Source organism: Hominenteromicrobium mulieris, from assembly GCF_046197855.1.
Classification (GTDB): domain Bacteria; phylum Bacillota; class Clostridia; order Oscillospirales; family Acutalibacteraceae; genus Hominenteromicrobium; species Hominenteromicrobium mulieris.
On the sequence record NZ_CP173188.1, the window covers coordinates 490,988 to 506,903 of the forward strand.

Annotated in this window: 11 protein-coding genes; 10 read left to right on the forward strand and 1 reads right to left on the reverse strand. The window is 54.7% G+C overall.

Going from position 1 to position 15,916, the window contains the following annotated elements; all coding sequences use genetic code 11:
- Positions 1–159: 159 nt before the first annotated feature.
- Complete coding sequence (locus tag ACI0CA_RS02370) at positions 160–3,522, reverse strand: TIM-barrel domain-containing protein (RefSeq protein WP_446806567.1); 3,363 nt, start codon at positions 3,520–3,522, stop codon at positions 160–162.
- A gap of 332 nt (positions 3,523–3,854) precedes the next feature.
- Between ACI0CA_RS02370 and ACI0CA_RS02375 the strand changes: the two genes are divergently transcribed.
- The 10 genes from ACI0CA_RS02375 (at position 3,855) to ACI0CA_RS02420 (ending at position 15,823) form a co-directional block, all read left to right on the forward strand.
- Positions 3,855–5,480, forward strand: coding sequence for a hypothetical protein (locus tag ACI0CA_RS02375; RefSeq protein WP_412284259.1), 1,626 nt, complete (start codon positions 3,855–3,857; stop codon positions 5,478–5,480).
- Between the two features lie 136 nt (positions 5,481–5,616).
- On the forward strand, positions 5,617–6,561 hold the full coding sequence (locus ACI0CA_RS02380) for a response regulator (protein ID WP_446806566.1): 945 nt from the start codon (positions 5,617–5,619) through the stop codon (positions 6,559–6,561).
- A gap of 53 nt (positions 6,562–6,614) precedes the next feature.
- On the forward strand, positions 6,615–7,229 hold the full coding sequence (locus ACI0CA_RS02385) for a helix-turn-helix transcriptional regulator (protein WP_446806565.1): 615 nt from the start codon (positions 6,615–6,617) through the stop codon (positions 7,227–7,229).
- A 107-nt stretch (positions 7,230–7,336) separates the two neighbouring features.
- The gene (locus ACI0CA_RS02390; RefSeq protein WP_412264598.1) at positions 7,337–8,227 is read left to right on the forward strand and encodes an ABC transporter permease; all 891 of its coding nucleotides are present in this window, start codon (positions 7,337–7,339) and stop codon (positions 8,225–8,227) included.
- A 25-nt stretch (positions 8,228–8,252) separates the two neighbouring features.
- Entirely contained in the window at positions 8,253–9,161 is a 909-nt protein-coding gene (locus tag ACI0CA_RS02395) for a carbohydrate ABC transporter permease (protein ID WP_308449369.1), read from the forward strand.
- Between the two features lie 89 nt (positions 9,162–9,250).
- Complete coding sequence (locus ACI0CA_RS02400) at positions 9,251–10,963, forward strand: sensor histidine kinase (protein WP_308449368.1); 1,713 nt, start codon at positions 9,251–9,253, stop codon at positions 10,961–10,963.
- A 233-nt stretch (positions 10,964–11,196) separates the two neighbouring features.
- Complete coding sequence (locus tag ACI0CA_RS02405; RefSeq protein ID WP_308449367.1) at positions 11,197–11,961, forward strand: ThuA domain-containing protein; 765 nt, start codon at positions 11,197–11,199, stop codon at positions 11,959–11,961.
- Between the two features lie 26 nt (positions 11,962–11,987).
- Positions 11,988–13,064, forward strand: coding sequence for a Gfo/Idh/MocA family protein (locus ACI0CA_RS02410; RefSeq protein ID WP_308449366.1), 1,077 nt, complete (start codon positions 11,988–11,990; stop codon positions 13,062–13,064).
- 379 nt (positions 13,065–13,443) lie between these two features.
- The gene (locus ACI0CA_RS02415) at positions 13,444–13,815 is read left to right on the forward strand and encodes a TnpV protein (RefSeq protein ID WP_308449365.1); all 372 of its coding nucleotides are present in this window, start codon (positions 13,444–13,446) and stop codon (positions 13,813–13,815) included.
- A gap of 148 nt (positions 13,816–13,963) precedes the next feature.
- On the forward strand, positions 13,964–15,823 hold the full coding sequence (locus tag ACI0CA_RS02420) for an AAA family ATPase (RefSeq protein WP_308449364.1): 1,860 nt from the start codon (positions 13,964–13,966) through the stop codon (positions 15,821–15,823).
- The last annotated feature ends 93 nt before the right edge of the window (positions 15,824–15,916 follow it).

A 15,916-nucleotide genomic window follows, 5' to 3' on the forward strand; every position in this document is an offset into this window, starting at 1 on the left:
TGTTTTTCCATACGCGGCATTTCGAGATACGCCTGTTCTGCAGGCAAAGCCGGCAGTAAACCAGCGGTCGGTTGCTCCCGCGCTGTATTTTCGCTATGCTAAAGATGCTCCGGAAAAGTGCGCAACTGTGTCCTGCTCTGTGAGTCCCCTCGCAGAACGTTACCGTGTGACAACGTCCATCTGCAGGTCAGAATGTGCAAAAATACGAATATAGATCGTTCCATCCTGCGCCACAAAATAGGCTTCATGCAGGTTCAGCCCCTGTTTTGCCGGCATGCGGCGCAGACGGACCCCATTGAGTATAACATCCTGTACGTTCGAGACGCCTTTTACAAGGAGATACCGCACGCCCGCGCACCCCTTCGCCTGCACGGAGAAGCCGTTCGAGCCGACGGTAAAGGCGTAATCGTTTTCCTCCGTATCCGACCCGTTCCAGCTACCGGCTGTCGCGCACATCGGCTGCGTCAGGACGAGCGCCCTAATCCGGCTTGTGGTCATGCTTCTTCCAAACTCCAGGGATTCGTTGAGTTCAACCGGGAACAGCGCGCCGGCCGCCACGTAAACCGGAATCTCTGTGATGGGATATGCACGCGTCTGCGCCGTATCGCCGTCTACGACCTCGGTATTGTCGAAAAAATTGACATATCGGCCCGCGGGGAATATCACCTGTTTTCTGTTGCTGTCGGTGCAGATTGGCGCCACCAGCAGATGGTCGCCGTACATATAGGCGTCGGTCACCTGCGCAACAAAGGCGTCCTCGGGGAACATCATCGGCAGCGGGCGAACCATGGGAATGCCGCGGTGATGCGCCTGAACGGCTGTGCTGTACGCATACGGCAGAAGGTTCTCGCGCAGCCAGGTGTAGAATTTATACAGTTCTGTGACCTGTTCGGAATACTCCCAGGGCTCTTTCGGGAACGTGCCGTGGTACCGCATCAGAGGGCAAAATGCCGCCCATTGCGTCCAGCGTATATAGGTTTCCGCATCGCCGCCGGAAAAGCCGTCGTACCCGCAGGCGTCGACGCCCCAGAACGGCAGGCCCGAGGCCGAGACGGAAATCATGCCGGACAGGGACTGCTGCATGCCTGGGAAGGTAGTCGGTTGATCTCCGCCAAACTGGCAGGCATAGGCCTGACACCCGGGAGCACCGGCTCGCTGGAACAGGACGTGGTCGTCTCCGTAAGCGCTTTCGAAGAGCTTCCGGTAGCCGCGCGCGTAGTCCAGCGCGTAGCCGTTGTGCATTTCCTTACCGTTTCGCCCGTCGGAAAAGACCGCTTCGTCTGGAATCTTGTCCCCGAAGTCCACCATAGTTCCGCAGATGCCGGCATCAAACCGGTCTTTCCACTGTGCCTGCAGTAGCTCCATGGCCCGGGGATGCGTGAAGTCGATGTAACTGATATATTGCATGTTCCCTGTATACTGCGGCGTTTTGCTGATGGGCAGATCTTCCGTATCGCCGGAATTCTGCAGGAATGCTTTGGCGCGTTCCGCCGGCATAACCGAATACTCCCAGGAGAAGGTGTGTATCCCGTTCTGCGCGGCAAAGTTGGAAACCCTGTGTAATTCGGCGAGGTGTTTGCCGTCCGCGCCGGCACCTTCGGCATAGAACCCGCCGTGCGGGATATCAAGCTCTTTGAATTTCTGCAGCACGCCGATCTGCTCCTCCATCACGTTGTGCAGCGGCCCGTTCATCCACCGTCCGCCGCCCGCGCCGCTCCAGGGCTCAAACGCCCACCGAGGCGGGAGAATCGGCAGGCCGGTCAATCGCGCATATGACGCCATGTTTTCCACCGGCGTATCGCCCCAGAAATACAGATCCACATGGGGATCCTGTACAGTAATGGAAAAACGGTCCTGCACCTGCACACCGATATCCGCACGCATTCTGTACGTGCTGTTGATGTACAGCGTATAGCCAGAGCTGAAATGGACAAGCGGAATATTCTTATAGCTCTCATTGGCCAGTCCAGCGATCACCGAAAGGTAGGCGTCTCGCTGGTACATGGCAACGATATGCCCGCGCTGGTCGACGCCGTTGAAGCGTTCGCCGAACCCGATGACGGACTCCTCCTGAAGCAAAGGCATCTGCAGGCGGAAACCGTCCTTCCCGCAAACATGCACGCAGGAAAGCGTCTCTTTGTCCATGAAGAAAACCTGCCGGTCCCCGACAGACAGCACGACGCTCCAGTCCGCACCGCGCGTAATCACGACATTTCGGTTTCCCGCCGCCGCACGCAGTACGGCGCCGTCCTCCGAGACGGTAAACGTATCCGGTACCGCAGAAAAAAGACCGCCATCCGGCTTGCTTTTCAGGCGGAATCCCGCTTCGGCAAAGATAAGCTCTAGCGTGGGCACCGCGTTTCCAAAATCCAAAACAATCTTACTGTTTTCCGTTGTAACCTGCCGAAGCTGTTCATACGGTGTCCAATCGGCAGACTGGTCGCCCAAGGTTCCATCGGTGTAGTACCACTGAATATAGCGGGCGAGCCAGCGTAGGAACCGGTTCAGGCGGGCATAGGCTTTTCCAGCCTCACCGGCCGCCAGCAGTTCGTTGAACACATGGCGCTCATTCCACGGTTCCATATGACCCACAGGGCGGCTTCCGGCCTCATCCCAGAAGAAATCCACAGCCTCCTGATAGAGCACATCCTGCAGGCGCTGGGCAAGCGCCACATGTGCCGCCACATTTTCCTCCGTCGTTTCCGGCAGGGCAGTTAACTCCGTCCAGAGCTGCTTTAGCTCGCCCGGTTGCACGCCGGAAATCTCCGTATAGCGCGTCCAGCGTCTTCGGGCGCTGGGCAGCACCGCGTAGAGCTCGGTTCCGTATACCGGACCGGCGTCGCCGCCCAGATACGCTTCCATAAACGTGGAAGGATCGTACTCGAACCAATAAGGTAGGTTGATATACAGGTCCAGCGGCGTTGGGCACAGGATCTCTCCGGTTGCCTGCTTTTTGCGGTACACCTGAAACGCAAAGCAGTCGCCTTTCGAAAATCCCCCCACCAGCGTCCACGGAATCTTATACGCCGCGCTCCAGAAGCCCGCCTGGTGGTCTACCACGACCGTATACGACTGCGGGTCGATTGTCTGGATGTCCGCTTGGTTGCCGACGTGACGAAACGGCAGGTTGGGTTGGCTTCCACCAAACGCCTCATCGCCGCCGATGTACGTCATGCCACTTTCCAGAACCCCATGCGCTTCTCCATTGCGTCCGACCGAAAATACCGCGAAGTCCCGATGGCCCAAAGTGCCGGAAGACACCACAAGCTCGTCGATGTCTCGACGCACTTGGTCCGCGTTCTCCGCAGATTCCCAGTTAAGAAACAACACGTAGAGAAAGGTGTCATCCCATGCAGCCTGCGCTTTGGTCGGCGTAACCAATCCTGGGTTCCCGTTGGCTCGGTAGAACTCATCGAGCAGGAGCGCACCGCTCCACCCCGCCGGGCCGGGTCGCTCGTCCGGTGTCCGTGCCGCCTTGGCACCGAGATAGGCTGCGTTTACTCCGAATCTGTGCTGATTCATATTTCTAATTACCTCCATCCGTTTTGTTTCCGGGTGCCTTTCGCCCGGTGGTTGAACCCATTATAGTGGCGCAACCGCCCGGATATCTATAAAAAAACAGCGCGATATTTGTTGCCTTTTCGGTTTTGCGTTTTCCACAGATACGGCGGCTTCCCTTTTTGCCGCCCATCCGGACTTACCGGCGATCCGCCGAATTTGTGTTGGAAAAAGTTATAAAAAAAGCTTTTTTTGACAATTTTTTATCGCAAATTTGACAGACTTATTGGAACAAAGACGGTAGAATATTGTAAAACGCCAAGGAGACATGGCGAAAAAACAAGGAGGAGTAAATCATGAACAAACTCAAAAGAACTGCTGCTCTGCTCATGGCAGCCGGTCTGAGTCTTTCCATGCTTGCCGGATGCGGCACCCCAGGTCAGGACTCTACGTCGGCATCCCCTGGTGCGGAACAGAACACAACCGTAGGCGCAGCGGAAGGCTACACGTACAAGATCGCAACTGTACGCTGGAACGACACCTGGCCCACGGACTTTTTGACCGACGGTGTCATGGGGGATCTGGCTAAGGAAGCCGACATTGACATCGAGTGGCAAATCTACTACTCCAATGATTTCGGTGAGCAGAAGGCACTGCTGTTTGCCAGTGACGACCTGCCCGACGCTTTCTTCGGCTCCTGCGGCCTCGGCGATTCCGACATCGTGCAGAACAAGGAAAAGCTTCTGGAGCTCACCGATCTGATCAACGAGGAGACCATGCCCAACCTGATGAAAATCTTTGAAGAAGATCCCACTATGCGCATGGCCTGCACCGACCGAAACGAGCAGATCTACAGCCTGCCGAAGAAGATCCCCTTCCGGCCGAAGCTGAACAGCCAGAACTACATCAACAAGGAATGGCTGGACAATCTGAATCTGGAGATGCCCACGAATTACGACGAGCTGAAGGAAGTACTGATCGCCTTCAAGGAGCAGGACGCGGACGGCGACGGCGACCCGAACAATGAGATCCCGATCAGCGGTTACAAGCCCGGATACGGTAGCGTGCTTCTGGATTCATTCGACCTGATCGAGCGCGGTGACGAGCACATGTCGCTGGACGCCAACAACAAGGTCGTCTTTGTTCCCACGCAAGATCATTACAAAGAAGCAGTCAAGTATTTACGCGAGCTCTGGGAGCTCGGCGTGATGGACGAGGAATACTTCACCCAAGAAGGATCTATGTACACTGCCAAGTTGCAAAAGGAAGGCGGCTCTCAGATCGGCATCTTCTCCGGTTGGACGGCAGACTCCTGGGCTGGCCCCAATACCAAGCAGTTTGTGCAGATGCCCACGCTGGAAAGCCCATGGGGCACGAAGAACGCTCAGAGCATCGCGAGCACAGAGTACAGCGATAAGGAGCTGATCCTCAACATTAACTGCCCGAATCCCGAAAAGGTGCTGAGGTGGGCCGACCTGTTCTACGACGATCTGGTTTCGCTCCAGACCTTCTACGGCTCCATATCCACCGGTCAGATCAAGGATAACGGCGATGGCACCTATGAGCTTCTGACGCCGAAGGACAACACGTTGGATACTTCCGCCTGGTGGTACTCTCCCCGCGATTTCGGTCCCAAGTACATGCGCAAGGAATTTGAAGAAAAGGTCACGCTGCCCACCGATCAGGGCGACGGGCTCAAGCTGGTCGAAGACGAGCTCAACGCGCAGTACGCCGACAACCCGAATCTGCTGCACGCTTGGCCGGGTACGATTAAGTTCACCGATGACGAAATCAACGAGAGAACCGCCTTGAACGTAGACATTAATAGTTACGTGGAAGCCCAGTGGGCACACTGGATTACCGAAGGCGGCGTTGAAGAAGAATGGGACGATTATCTGCAGCAGCTGGACGCCATGGGCCTGCAGAGACTGATTGAGATTGATCAGGGCGCCTATGACGCCTATGTGGAAATGATGGGCTGATCGAAACCGAAGGAAGAGGTGATCACGGCGGCGCCGGGTTATCTCTTCTTCGGAAATTTACCGGGCCTTTCACGGTAAAATGGTGAAAAGCGCCTGCAGAACCGATACCCCGACCCGTTAGGAGGCAGAGAAAGCTATGGCATATTCCATCCTGATTGTAGATGATGACCGGACCTTTGTAGAGGAGCTCAAGTCGGCCCTGCAGTGGAACCGGCTGCGGATCACCGAAGTATACACGGCGTTTTCCGTTAGGGAAGCCATCGCGTTTCTCTCGAAGACGAAGGCAGACATCGTTCTTTGCGACATCGAAATGCCGGGTGGCAACGGTCTTCAGCTGCTCAAGTGGATTCGGGAAAACCACGCGTCGATGGAATGCATTGTCCTTTCGAGCTACGCAGAATTTTCCTATGCCCAGAGTGCGTTGCGGTTCGATGTCTGTGACTACCTGCTAAAGCCCATCAAGGCCAAGGAGCTGGAAGAGACGATTTCCCGGGTTGTTGGGCTTCTGGATGCACGGCGCGGCTGGCAGGAGGAACCGCTGGAAACCCTGTGGGCCGCCCTGTTTGACGGCGCCGTCAAACAGGCGGATTTCACTCGTCAAGCGCAAAAGCATGGCTTGACCGAAAATTCCAGTCTCGCGATTCTCCTACTGCGCTTTGTCCCCGTGCCCGGTCAGCCCGTCCCTTCGCACTATGGCAGGCCGCTGGTCCGGCAGGCCATTTTGGATCTGGCCGACCAGAACGCCCTGCAAACCGTCGTTCGCCTGAGCGAGACCCGATGGATCCTGGTCTGCCGTGCCACAGGGAAAGATCCCTTTCCTCGCGCGCCGCTGGCGGCGTTTCTCGACGCCGTGGAGGCGCGGATCGGCCTTCAGGTCTGTGCATACTGCGGAGAAAAAGGCACCGTCGGGCAGGCAGTGTCCATGTGGGAGGCGCTTTGCCAGCTGGAAAAGCACACCGTTCCGGATATGCAGAGAATCGCGCAGGGAGTCGACCTGCCCGCAGACAAGACACAGCGGCGCTCTTTCCCCTTAAAAACGTGGAAAAAATGTTGGTTGGCTTCGGTCCCCTCACAAGTCTAGAAGCGTCCATTCGGGAAGAAATGGTGCGGGTCCAAGCGGAAGAAGGATGGACGGTGAACCGACTGACGGTTTTTTTGTGGACCTGCACGCTGATGCTGTCCAATTACCTGCAAAGCCGGGATATGTCCCTGGAGGATATCATCGACTCGGAGGAGTACGACCAGATGAAAACCTTTGCTGTTTCCAGCCTGTGTGCGACTGCCTGGTTTATGCACAAGATCCTCGGCATTGTCGAAGGCAGCCGGGATCACAAGTCGGACGCCATCACTACCGTATGCCAATATATTCTTGACAATCTGGAAGAAGATCTGTCCAGAAAAATGCTGGCGAAGCTCGTGTTCATGTCAGAAGACTATCTTTCGAAGCAGTTCATGCGCGCCGTCGGGATGACGCTGCCGGCATACATCGCCCAGAAACGGATGGAAAAAGCCAAGGAGCTTCTGGAGTACCCGGACATCAAGATTGGAAAAGTCGCCATGCGCGTCGGTTACTCTAATTTTTCCTACTTTTCCAAAACGTTTCACGATTATACCGGGTTTACCCCGAACGAGTGGAGAATGTACCATCTGCACGGGACGGAGGACACTTGGAAAGAACCTGAAAAGAACCCGGAAAGGATCGCTGACCGCTCTTGCGGGCTGCGCCCGGTTTATGCACTGCCACACTGAAAGCCGTGATAGAACTATCCCGGTGAATCTAAACATAAAGGAGAGAGAAAACTATGCACGCGAATGGATTCGCTATATCCGCAAAAGAGAAAAAAAGCCGCAGGCTTTTGCTGCTGAAGCGGAGCGTGCCGCTTTACCTGCTGATTTTGCCCTCGTTGATCTTATTGATTGTGTTCACGTACATTCCCATGTACGGCGTAACTATCGCCTTTAAGGATTACAAGACCGGTTTGGGCATCTTCGGCAGCGAATGGGTCGGCTTTAAAAACTTCACCACCTTTTTCAACTCTTACCAGTTCTGGCCTATCCTGCGGAACACGCTGGTCATCAGCATTTACTCTATTGTGGTGATGTTTCCGCTGCCTATCCTCGTCGCCCTGATCTGTTCGCAGATTACGTCGTCGCGCTACAAGAAATTCTTTCAGGTGACGACTTATCTGCCGCACTTCATCTCCACTGTTGTTATGTGTGGCATGATCATGCTGTTTCTTTCTCCGTCCAGCGGTATCATCGCAAAGCTACTGAGCTTTGTCGGCATCGATATGCCGAACCTGATGGGTTCCGCCTCCGCGTTCCCGCACATCTACGTCTGGACCGAAGCATGGCAGCATATCGGGTGGGACAGCATCCTGTATATCGCCGCGCTGTCGTCCATAGACCCCACGCTCTATGAAGCGGCAACCATCGACGGCGCAAACAAATGGCATAAGATTTTCCACATCGATATTCCGTCTCTTCTTCCCACCATCATGATCATGTTGATTTTGCGCATGGGCAGCGTGATGAGCGTCGGTTTTGAGAAGGTCTACCTGCTGCAGAACTCGTTGAACAACGCAACCAGCGAAATCATTGCTACGTACGTCTACAAGATGGGCCTGCTGAAATCTCAGTACAGCCTGTCCGCCGCCATCGGCCTGTTTAACAATGTGATCAACCTTATTCTTCTTCTGGTGTTCAACTTCATATCGGCGAAGATATCGGAAGACTCCCTGTTCTAAAAAGTGGAAAGGCGGTAGAACTATCATGCAAGCAACCATCAGAAAATCCAATAAAGTGCGCCGTAGCAAAGGAGACGTTATCTTCGACACCGTGGTGTACATCATCACCGGGTTAATGATCCTGATTGCCATTTACCCCATGTACTTCATCTTGATCGCATCGATCAGCGACCCTGCTCTGGTATCCTCCGGCGAGATTGTCCTGGTTCCGAATGGATTTAACCTGCGGGCCTATGAAAAGCTGGCAGAATTTGACGACATCTGGACCGGATATCGCAACACAATTCTCTACGTGATTGGCGGCACAGCAATCACCCTAGCCGTCAACATTCCCGCATCGTTTGCTCTGTCCAGAAAGCAACTCTTCGGCAAGCGCGCGCTGATGGCCATGTATCTCATCCCAATGTTTTTTACCGGTGGCCTGATTCCGACCTATATGGTTGTGAAGGCGGTCAATCTGGTGGACAACCCTCTCGTGATGATCCTGCCGTTCTCGGTCGCCAGCTACTACATCATCGTGGGCCGTACCTTTTTTCAGAACACCATTCCGGAAGAACTGTGGGAGGCCGCACAGTTGGACGGCTGCGGGCAGGTCAGATACTTCTTCATCGTGGCGCTTCCGCTTTCCAAAGCCGTTCTGGCCGTGATCGCCCTGTGGTCGGCCGTTGGACAATGGAACGGGTATTTCAACGCGTTAATCTATCTACGCAGCCCCGAATTCCAACCCATCCAGATTGCGCTACGCAACATCCTGATTAACAACCAGATGATGGGTATGACGCAAATCGGCGCGGCTGCCGTAGAGGCACGACAACTGGCAGAGCTGATTAAGTACGCCTCCATTGTGGTCTCTTCTCTCCCCATCATGTTGCTGTATCCGTTCGTACAGAAGTATTTCAATAACGGCATTATGCTGGGCTCTGTGAAGGGATAATAAGGAAAAATGCTGAACCGGACTGCCGTATTGTTCTGCAGCAGTCCGGTTTCGGTATTTTCTTCTTTAGACTTTACCGATTTTGGGAGGTGGTCAAGATATATAAGAAAAAGAGACTGCGCGTACTGCTGCGCTTTTTCTCTGTTCTGTTCCTGGGGCTATTTCTGATTTTCTCCGTCATCCACCTGTATCTGGGCCAGACGCTGCGTGCTGTGGAGGATCAATATATTGAGGAAACCGCCATCCTGTACGTAAAGAACATCAACCGGAAAATCCAGTCCATCAATCAGGAGTTTCTCATGCTGGCCAATAATCTGCGGAATATCCTTCCCGGCATCCCTCAAAATATCAGTCCCCGGGACGGTGGATACTACGACGTTCTGTTTATGGCCAGCGACCTCGTTGGCAGCCTGAAGACACGCTATCCGGAGCTTAAGCAGTCCTTTCTCTACTGGCCGGCATCCGACCTGCTTGCATTCTCTACGGGCCTCTCTTTTGCATCGACGGACGATTTCGGCATTACCGGTCAGGTAAAGCAGCGGCTGCGTCAGCAGAAGGACAGCCTGTCCACCCAGGTATGCTGGGAAATATTGACAAGTGGAGAGGAAGCCTACATACTGGGGTGGTACAGACAGAAGGAGATCATGCTCGCCTGCCTGATCGACCTGAATCAGCTTTTTGCGGAAATCAACGATATGCCGAAAAGCTACTCGGTCATTTCCTTTCTGCGGTGGAACGACGGCCGCGTGATTGCGCCGCAGGCTTACCGAAAACAGGCCGAGCAAGCCATCGCCGACGGCGCCGAGGTATACACATACCCGCTTGCAAACCTCGGCACCGCGTACATTCAAAAGGTTGAGGACGGAGAGATCCTTCAAAACGTCCACTTCCAGCTCGGCCTGTTCAACATGGAAATGGTCCTGCTTTGGTTGGAGGTCATTCTGGTCGTGCGGCTCTGCTACAGGTGGCTGTTCCACCCTTTCACGAAATTCGTGACCGGTCTGGAGAACGTCGGGACGGAGGAGATATTCGATCGGCTGGACGAAAATGACATTTTGGAGCTGGAAACCATCAACCGGCAGTTCAAAACGCTCTCACACCGCCTGAAGGACATGCGCATCGCCTTGTATGAGCAGGAGATCACCAAGAAGCAGACCGAGCTGGAGCTGCTGCAGGAACAGGTCCGACCTCACTTCTTCCTCAACTGCCTGAGCCTGGTGCACAGTCTGGCCGACCGGGACAGCAACTGGGAAATTACGGAACTGCTCGAAGACCTTTCCGGCTATATCCGATACCTGTTCGGCCCGACGGCCAACCTACGAAAAATCTCCGAGGAGATCAACCACGTAAAGCTGTACATACAGCTGCAGCACAAGCGGTACGGCGATGCCTTTTCCTGTACTATAGACGTCGACGAGGATCTTCGGGATTACTTCATCCCCAAGCTGATGCTGCAGACACTGGTCGAAAACTCCATACAGCACAACGCCATCTATGAGCGACCTGTGGAGGTTTCCCTGTTCCTGACAAAAGAAGTCATGGACAACGAGACCTGGCTTTACTGCTGTGTCTCCGATACGGGAAAAGGATTCAGCGATGCGGTCATGGACGCCATCCTGCACGACCGGGAAATCTACCGGGACGGTCGGCGGCATATTGGGCTGTCCAACCTGAAAGAGCGCCTGAAGCTGATTTACGGCAACGACGCGACTTTCCAGCTTTCCAACATGGCTGACAACTACGGCGCTATTGTGGAAGTGCGCATCAAGCTGTCCCGCATAAAATCGCCGAACGAACCGTAAACCGACATAAAAATCACAATTTTCTAACCGGAAAATTATAGATTGGCTGTTGTGAATTCAGTATTCTAAATTAAGAAAGAAAAGCCGCGGCACGCACGGCAGCGGGTCAAATACCCGCTTTCTTTTGGAAGGGAGGCAGACAGACCGTTTTTAAGCAGGCAGCGGACATCGTCCCAGAGTGACTGCTGCGCAGAAGATCAACTGACATCGACATTGGAGAGGAGTAAAATAAAATGGCAATTCATGTAACAGTATGGAACGAGTACCTGCACGAAAAGCAGTTTCCGGAAATTGCGTCTATCTATCCGAAGGGCATCCACGGGTGCATCGCCGACTTTTTGCAGAAAGCGGGCATGACGGTGCAGACAGCGACGCTGGAGGAGCCGGAGCACGGCCTGACGCAGGACGTGCTGGACAACACCGACGTGCTGATCTGGTGGGGCCACATGGCGCACCACAAGGTAGCGGATGAGATCGTCGAGCGCGTGTACCGCCGCGTGCTGGACGGTATGGGACTGATCGTGCTGCACTCGGGCCACGCGTCGAAAATCTTCCAGAAGGTCTGCGGCACGAACTCGGGCAGGCTGAAGTGGCGCGAGGACGGCGAGCAGGAAATTCTCTGGGTCATCGATCCGAGCCACCCGATCGTCGCGGGGCTGGACGAGAAGATTATGATCCCGCACGAGGAGATGTACGGCGAACACTTCGATATCCCGCAACCGGACGAGCAGGTATTCATCAGCTGGTTCGAGGGCGGCGAGGTGTTCCGCAGCGGCTGCTGCTGGCACCGCGGCAAGGGTAAGGTGTTCTACTTCCGCCCGGGTCATGAGGCGTTCCCAATCTATTATCAGCCGGAGATCCAGCAGGTCATCGTGAATGCGGTCAAATGGGCTACGCCGATTGATTTTCCGCCTGTCACCTACGGCAATCCGCCCGCCATTATGGAAGTACACGGCAAGCTTGAGCACAGCATACAGGGGCTGCATCAACCGAAATAAGGACGCGTTAAAAGGAGAAATTGTATATGGAAAATCAAGTCATTCGAATTGGTTCCGTCGGCGTAGGCGGCATCTGGTCCGGCGTGCATGAGCCCGGCATACGCAAGAGCCCGAATCTGGAGCTTGTGGCCATCTGCGATATTGACCGGGAAAAGCTGGATGCGGTCGGCGAGAAATACGGCATCCCCGCGGAGCGCCGGTTTACGGATTACCACGACCTGATCCGTTGTCCGGATGTGGACGCAGTGGACATCTGCACGTCGAACGACGCGCATTTTGAGATTGCCATGGCAGCAATCGAGGCCGGCAAGCCGTACGATCTGGAAAAGCCGATCACTATGACGGCGGCGCAGGCGAAGCAGCTTGCACAGGCCACGCGCGTCAAGGCATTGCCCAACATGGTTTGCTTTTCGTACCGGTTCAAGGCGGCGGCTCGCTATGCGCGGGAGCTGATCGCAAGCGGAAAAATCGGACGGGTGTACCACGTTGACATGCAGTATTTTCAAGCCTGGGGCTTGCCGCGCTTCAACACGCCGCGTGTATGGCGGTTTGTAAAGTCGCGTACGGGCTCGGGCGCGCTGGGCGATTTGGGCTGTCATGCGTTGGATCTCGTCCGCTTCGTCACCGGGAAGGAGTACACGCGTCTTGTGGGCCATGTAGGCACGTACGTCCACGAGCGCCAGAATTTGGACGGCACCGGGATGGGCCCGGTAGACGTCGACGATTTCTGTAATTACATGGCGGATATGGAGGATGCCATCTCCGTCAGCTTCCAGATTACACGCTTCGGCTACGGGCGCGGTAACTACCAACGCATGGAAATCTACGGTAGTGAGGGTGCCATCGTATATTCGTTGGACGCGCAGCCGGGCGAAGAAGATGTTATCGAGGTCTGCACTGGCGACGTTTACGCCGAGGGGCGCGTGTTCTCCAGATTGCCAATTCCGGACCGGTGCCGCAGCGACCAGATGCAGAGCTTTGCCGACATCCTTTTGAAGAAAGGGGACGGCTTGGCCGCCACCGTCGAAGACGGTCTGAAAAACCAGCAGGCCGTAGATGCTGTTTTGGCCTCCGCGGAACAGGGCAAATGGCTTGTTCTGTAAGAGCTGCGGCCTTTCCCACAGATAACGCCTCCGCGCCAGGCCGTATCTGTCAGGATCCTGCCGAAGGAGGAGAAGAACACCTGCACCACCATGACGATCGAGAGGATCAGGCCGTTCTGAACATCCGTGTGACCCTGCGTGTACATGCACAGCGTGGTGAACGGCGCGATCAGCGCCAGCGTGCAGGCCGCGCAAAAAGCCAAAAGCCTCTGGCATATCCAGACGCTGAATGAGTTCAACAGGAAGATGAAGAAATAATGTGCGATTCTGAAATTCGCACACTCGCACCTGCCTTTCGGTTTTGGTAGACTGTAACCGAAAGGCGGGTGCATTTTGCATTGCAGACCTGCCAGGGAAATTTTGAATGGGAGGATCACATATGAAATCGCTATTTGAGCAGCTGGGCGGCACTTACACAAGGCAGGGAGACTATTGCCTACCCAATGTTTGCTTACCGCCCGAAGGAGAACGGCCTATCGGCATTTACGGCCAGCGGCGGCGAGTTTATCTGAAGAAGCATCATCGGGTATTGTATTTCAACCTGCTGACCGCCGGGGTGCTGGATGGGCACCTCGCAGACATCGAGGAGCAGGCGCAGGAACTCTTTCTTCGGTTGGTAGAACAATACGCAGATGCCGAGGGTGTGACGGAGGCCTTGAAAGCCGATGACCCGATGGCGTGGGTGCGAAAGATGAACGGCATCCGACATCGGGCAAATGAGGTCGTAATGCAGGAAATTGTATACGGATGATGAGCAAGCGGAGGTCGATGACCTCCGCTTGTTTTGTGTGCAGAAAAGAACAATGCTGTTTTTAAACGGCATTGTTCCGAACTTTGTTGACATTATTCTTTTATTCGGGTATAATGTACTTGTGATTTTATGCGTGGAGGTATCCCCTATGGCTGAAATGATCTCGGTAAGAGAAGCAGCAATGCGCTGGAATATAACGGAGCGGAGAGTTGCGACGCTCTGCAAGAATGGGAGAATTGCCGGTGCGGAAAAGCAGGGCAATCGTTGGCTGATCCCCGCTGATACGCAGAAGCCGGCGGATCAGCGGCTCAAGACGGGCGCTTTCCGCAAGACGGAGCGCGCGCCGAAGCTGCCCCTGCCCATCGGCGTGTCCAACTACTGCCTTGCCTCATCGGAATACTACTACATCGACAAGACGATGATGATCAAGGACTTTATCGATGAGCGTCCGATGGTGACGCTGTTCACTCGTCCCCGCCGCTTCGGCAAGACGCTGAATATGGATATGCTGCGCACTTATTTTGAAAAGAGCGACAAGGATACCTCCGTCTACTTCCGGGATAAGAAGATCTGGGCCTGCGGCCAGAAGTACCGGGATTATCAGGGCAAGTACTCTGTGATCTTCCTGACCTTCAAGGATGTGAAGTTCGACACTTGGGAGGAGACCTTTGCGGCCATCCGGGATATTTTCGCAAAGGAGACCCGGCGGCACAAAGAACTGCTGGCCAGCGATAAGTGCGACGAGTACAGCAAAAAGACCTATGAAAAGCTGGCAGACGGCAAGGTCAGCGAGGTAGAGCTGGCTTCGGCACTGCTGGACCTGTCCGCTATGCTGCACAAGCACTATGCCGTTGCGCCCATTATCATCATCGACGAGTACGACACCCCCATCCAGCAGGGCTACCAGAAGGACTATTACGACAAGGTCATCCGGTTTATGCGGAACCTGTTTTCCGGTGGGTTCAAGGATAATCAGCATCTGTCCTTCGGCTTCCTCACCGGCATTCTGCGGGTGGCCAAGGAGAGCATCTTCAGCGAGATGAATAACCTGTCCATCAACTCCGTGCTGGACAACAAATACAGCGCCTACTTCGGCTTCACCGCCGACGAGGTGATGGAGATGGCGGAATATTACGGTGCTGCCGATAAGTACGACGAGATTTGCCAGTGGTACGACGGCTACCGCTTCGGCAAGACGGAAATTTTCAACCCGTGGTCAGTGGTCAACTACTTCAGCAACGAGTGTGAGCCGAGGCCCTTCTGGGTCTCCACCGGCAGCAACGATATTATCGGGGAAGTGCTTGCCCAAGCGGACGAGGAGATTTATAACCGTCTGACCTCCCTGGTCAACGGCGAGACCTTCACCACCTTCATCGACACCGGCGTGATCTATCCGCAGATCAAAAGCAATCCCTCCACCATTTACAGCTTCCTGCTGGTGACCGGCTATCTGAAGGCACTGAAAACCACGCCCTCCTTCAGCGGCGATTTTATGTGCGAGGTCTCCCTGCCCAACCGGGAGATTTCTCTGGTGTATAACAAGGAGATTTTGCAGAGGTTGGAGAATCTGATCCCGCCGTCCACGGCGATTTCCGTTCAGGAGGCCATCTTCTCCGGCGATAACGCACGGCTGAAAGCGCAGATACAGACGCTGCTGACCCAGTCGGTCAGCTCCTTCGATACTGCCGGGGAGAATTTTTACCACGGCTTTATGCTGGGCCTGTGCGCCCTGCTGGGAGGTGCTTTCGTGACCTCCAACCGGGAATCGGGCGACGGGCGCTATGACATTCAGTTGAAGCCCACGCAAAAGGGTCTTCCGGGCATCCTGATCGAGCTGAAAGCGGAGAAAAATTGCAGCGACGAAAAGCTGAAAAAGCTGTCCGAGACGGCCTTGCAGCAGATCAACGACAAGAAATACGAGACCGAGCTGACGACAGCCGGGGTCAGGACGATTTATAAATACGGCGTGGCCTTCAGCGGTAAAAAGGTCGAAGTGGCAGTTGGATGAGGAGTGAGAATTCCAAAGTATCAGCTTTCAGCTTCCAAAGTATCAAATTGATACTTTGGTGAAATCCCAAAGTGCCAACACGGTGGTTCCAAA

Bases quoted from the DNA above. Each gene is read 5' to 3' on its own strand.
- ACI0CA_RS02415 (WP_308449365.1), top strand. From the start codon at position 13,444: ATGAAATCGCTATTTGAGCAGCTGGGCGGCACTTACACAAGGCAGGGA.
- ACI0CA_RS02410 (WP_308449366.1), top strand. From the start codon at position 11,988: ATGGAAAATCAAGTCATTCGAATTGGTTCCGTCGGCGTAGGCGGCATC.
- ACI0CA_RS02375 (WP_412284259.1), top strand. From the start codon at position 3,855: ATGAACAAACTCAAAAGAACTGCTGCTCTGCTCATGGCAGCCGGTCTG.
- ACI0CA_RS02380 (WP_446806566.1), top strand. From the start codon at position 5,617: ATGGCATATTCCATCCTGATTGTAGATGATGACCGGACCTTTGTAGAG.
- ACI0CA_RS02395 (WP_308449369.1), top strand. From the start codon at position 8,253: ATGCAAGCAACCATCAGAAAATCCAATAAAGTGCGCCGTAGCAAAGGA.
- ACI0CA_RS02370 (WP_446806567.1), bottom strand. From the start codon at position 3,522: ATGAATCAGCACAGATTCGGAGTAAACGCAGCCTATCTCGGTGCCAAG.
- ACI0CA_RS02405 (WP_308449367.1), top strand. From the start codon at position 11,197: ATGGCAATTCATGTAACAGTATGGAACGAGTACCTGCACGAAAAGCAG.
- ACI0CA_RS02420 (WP_308449364.1), top strand. From the start codon at position 13,964: ATGGCTGAAATGATCTCGGTAAGAGAAGCAGCAATGCGCTGGAATATA.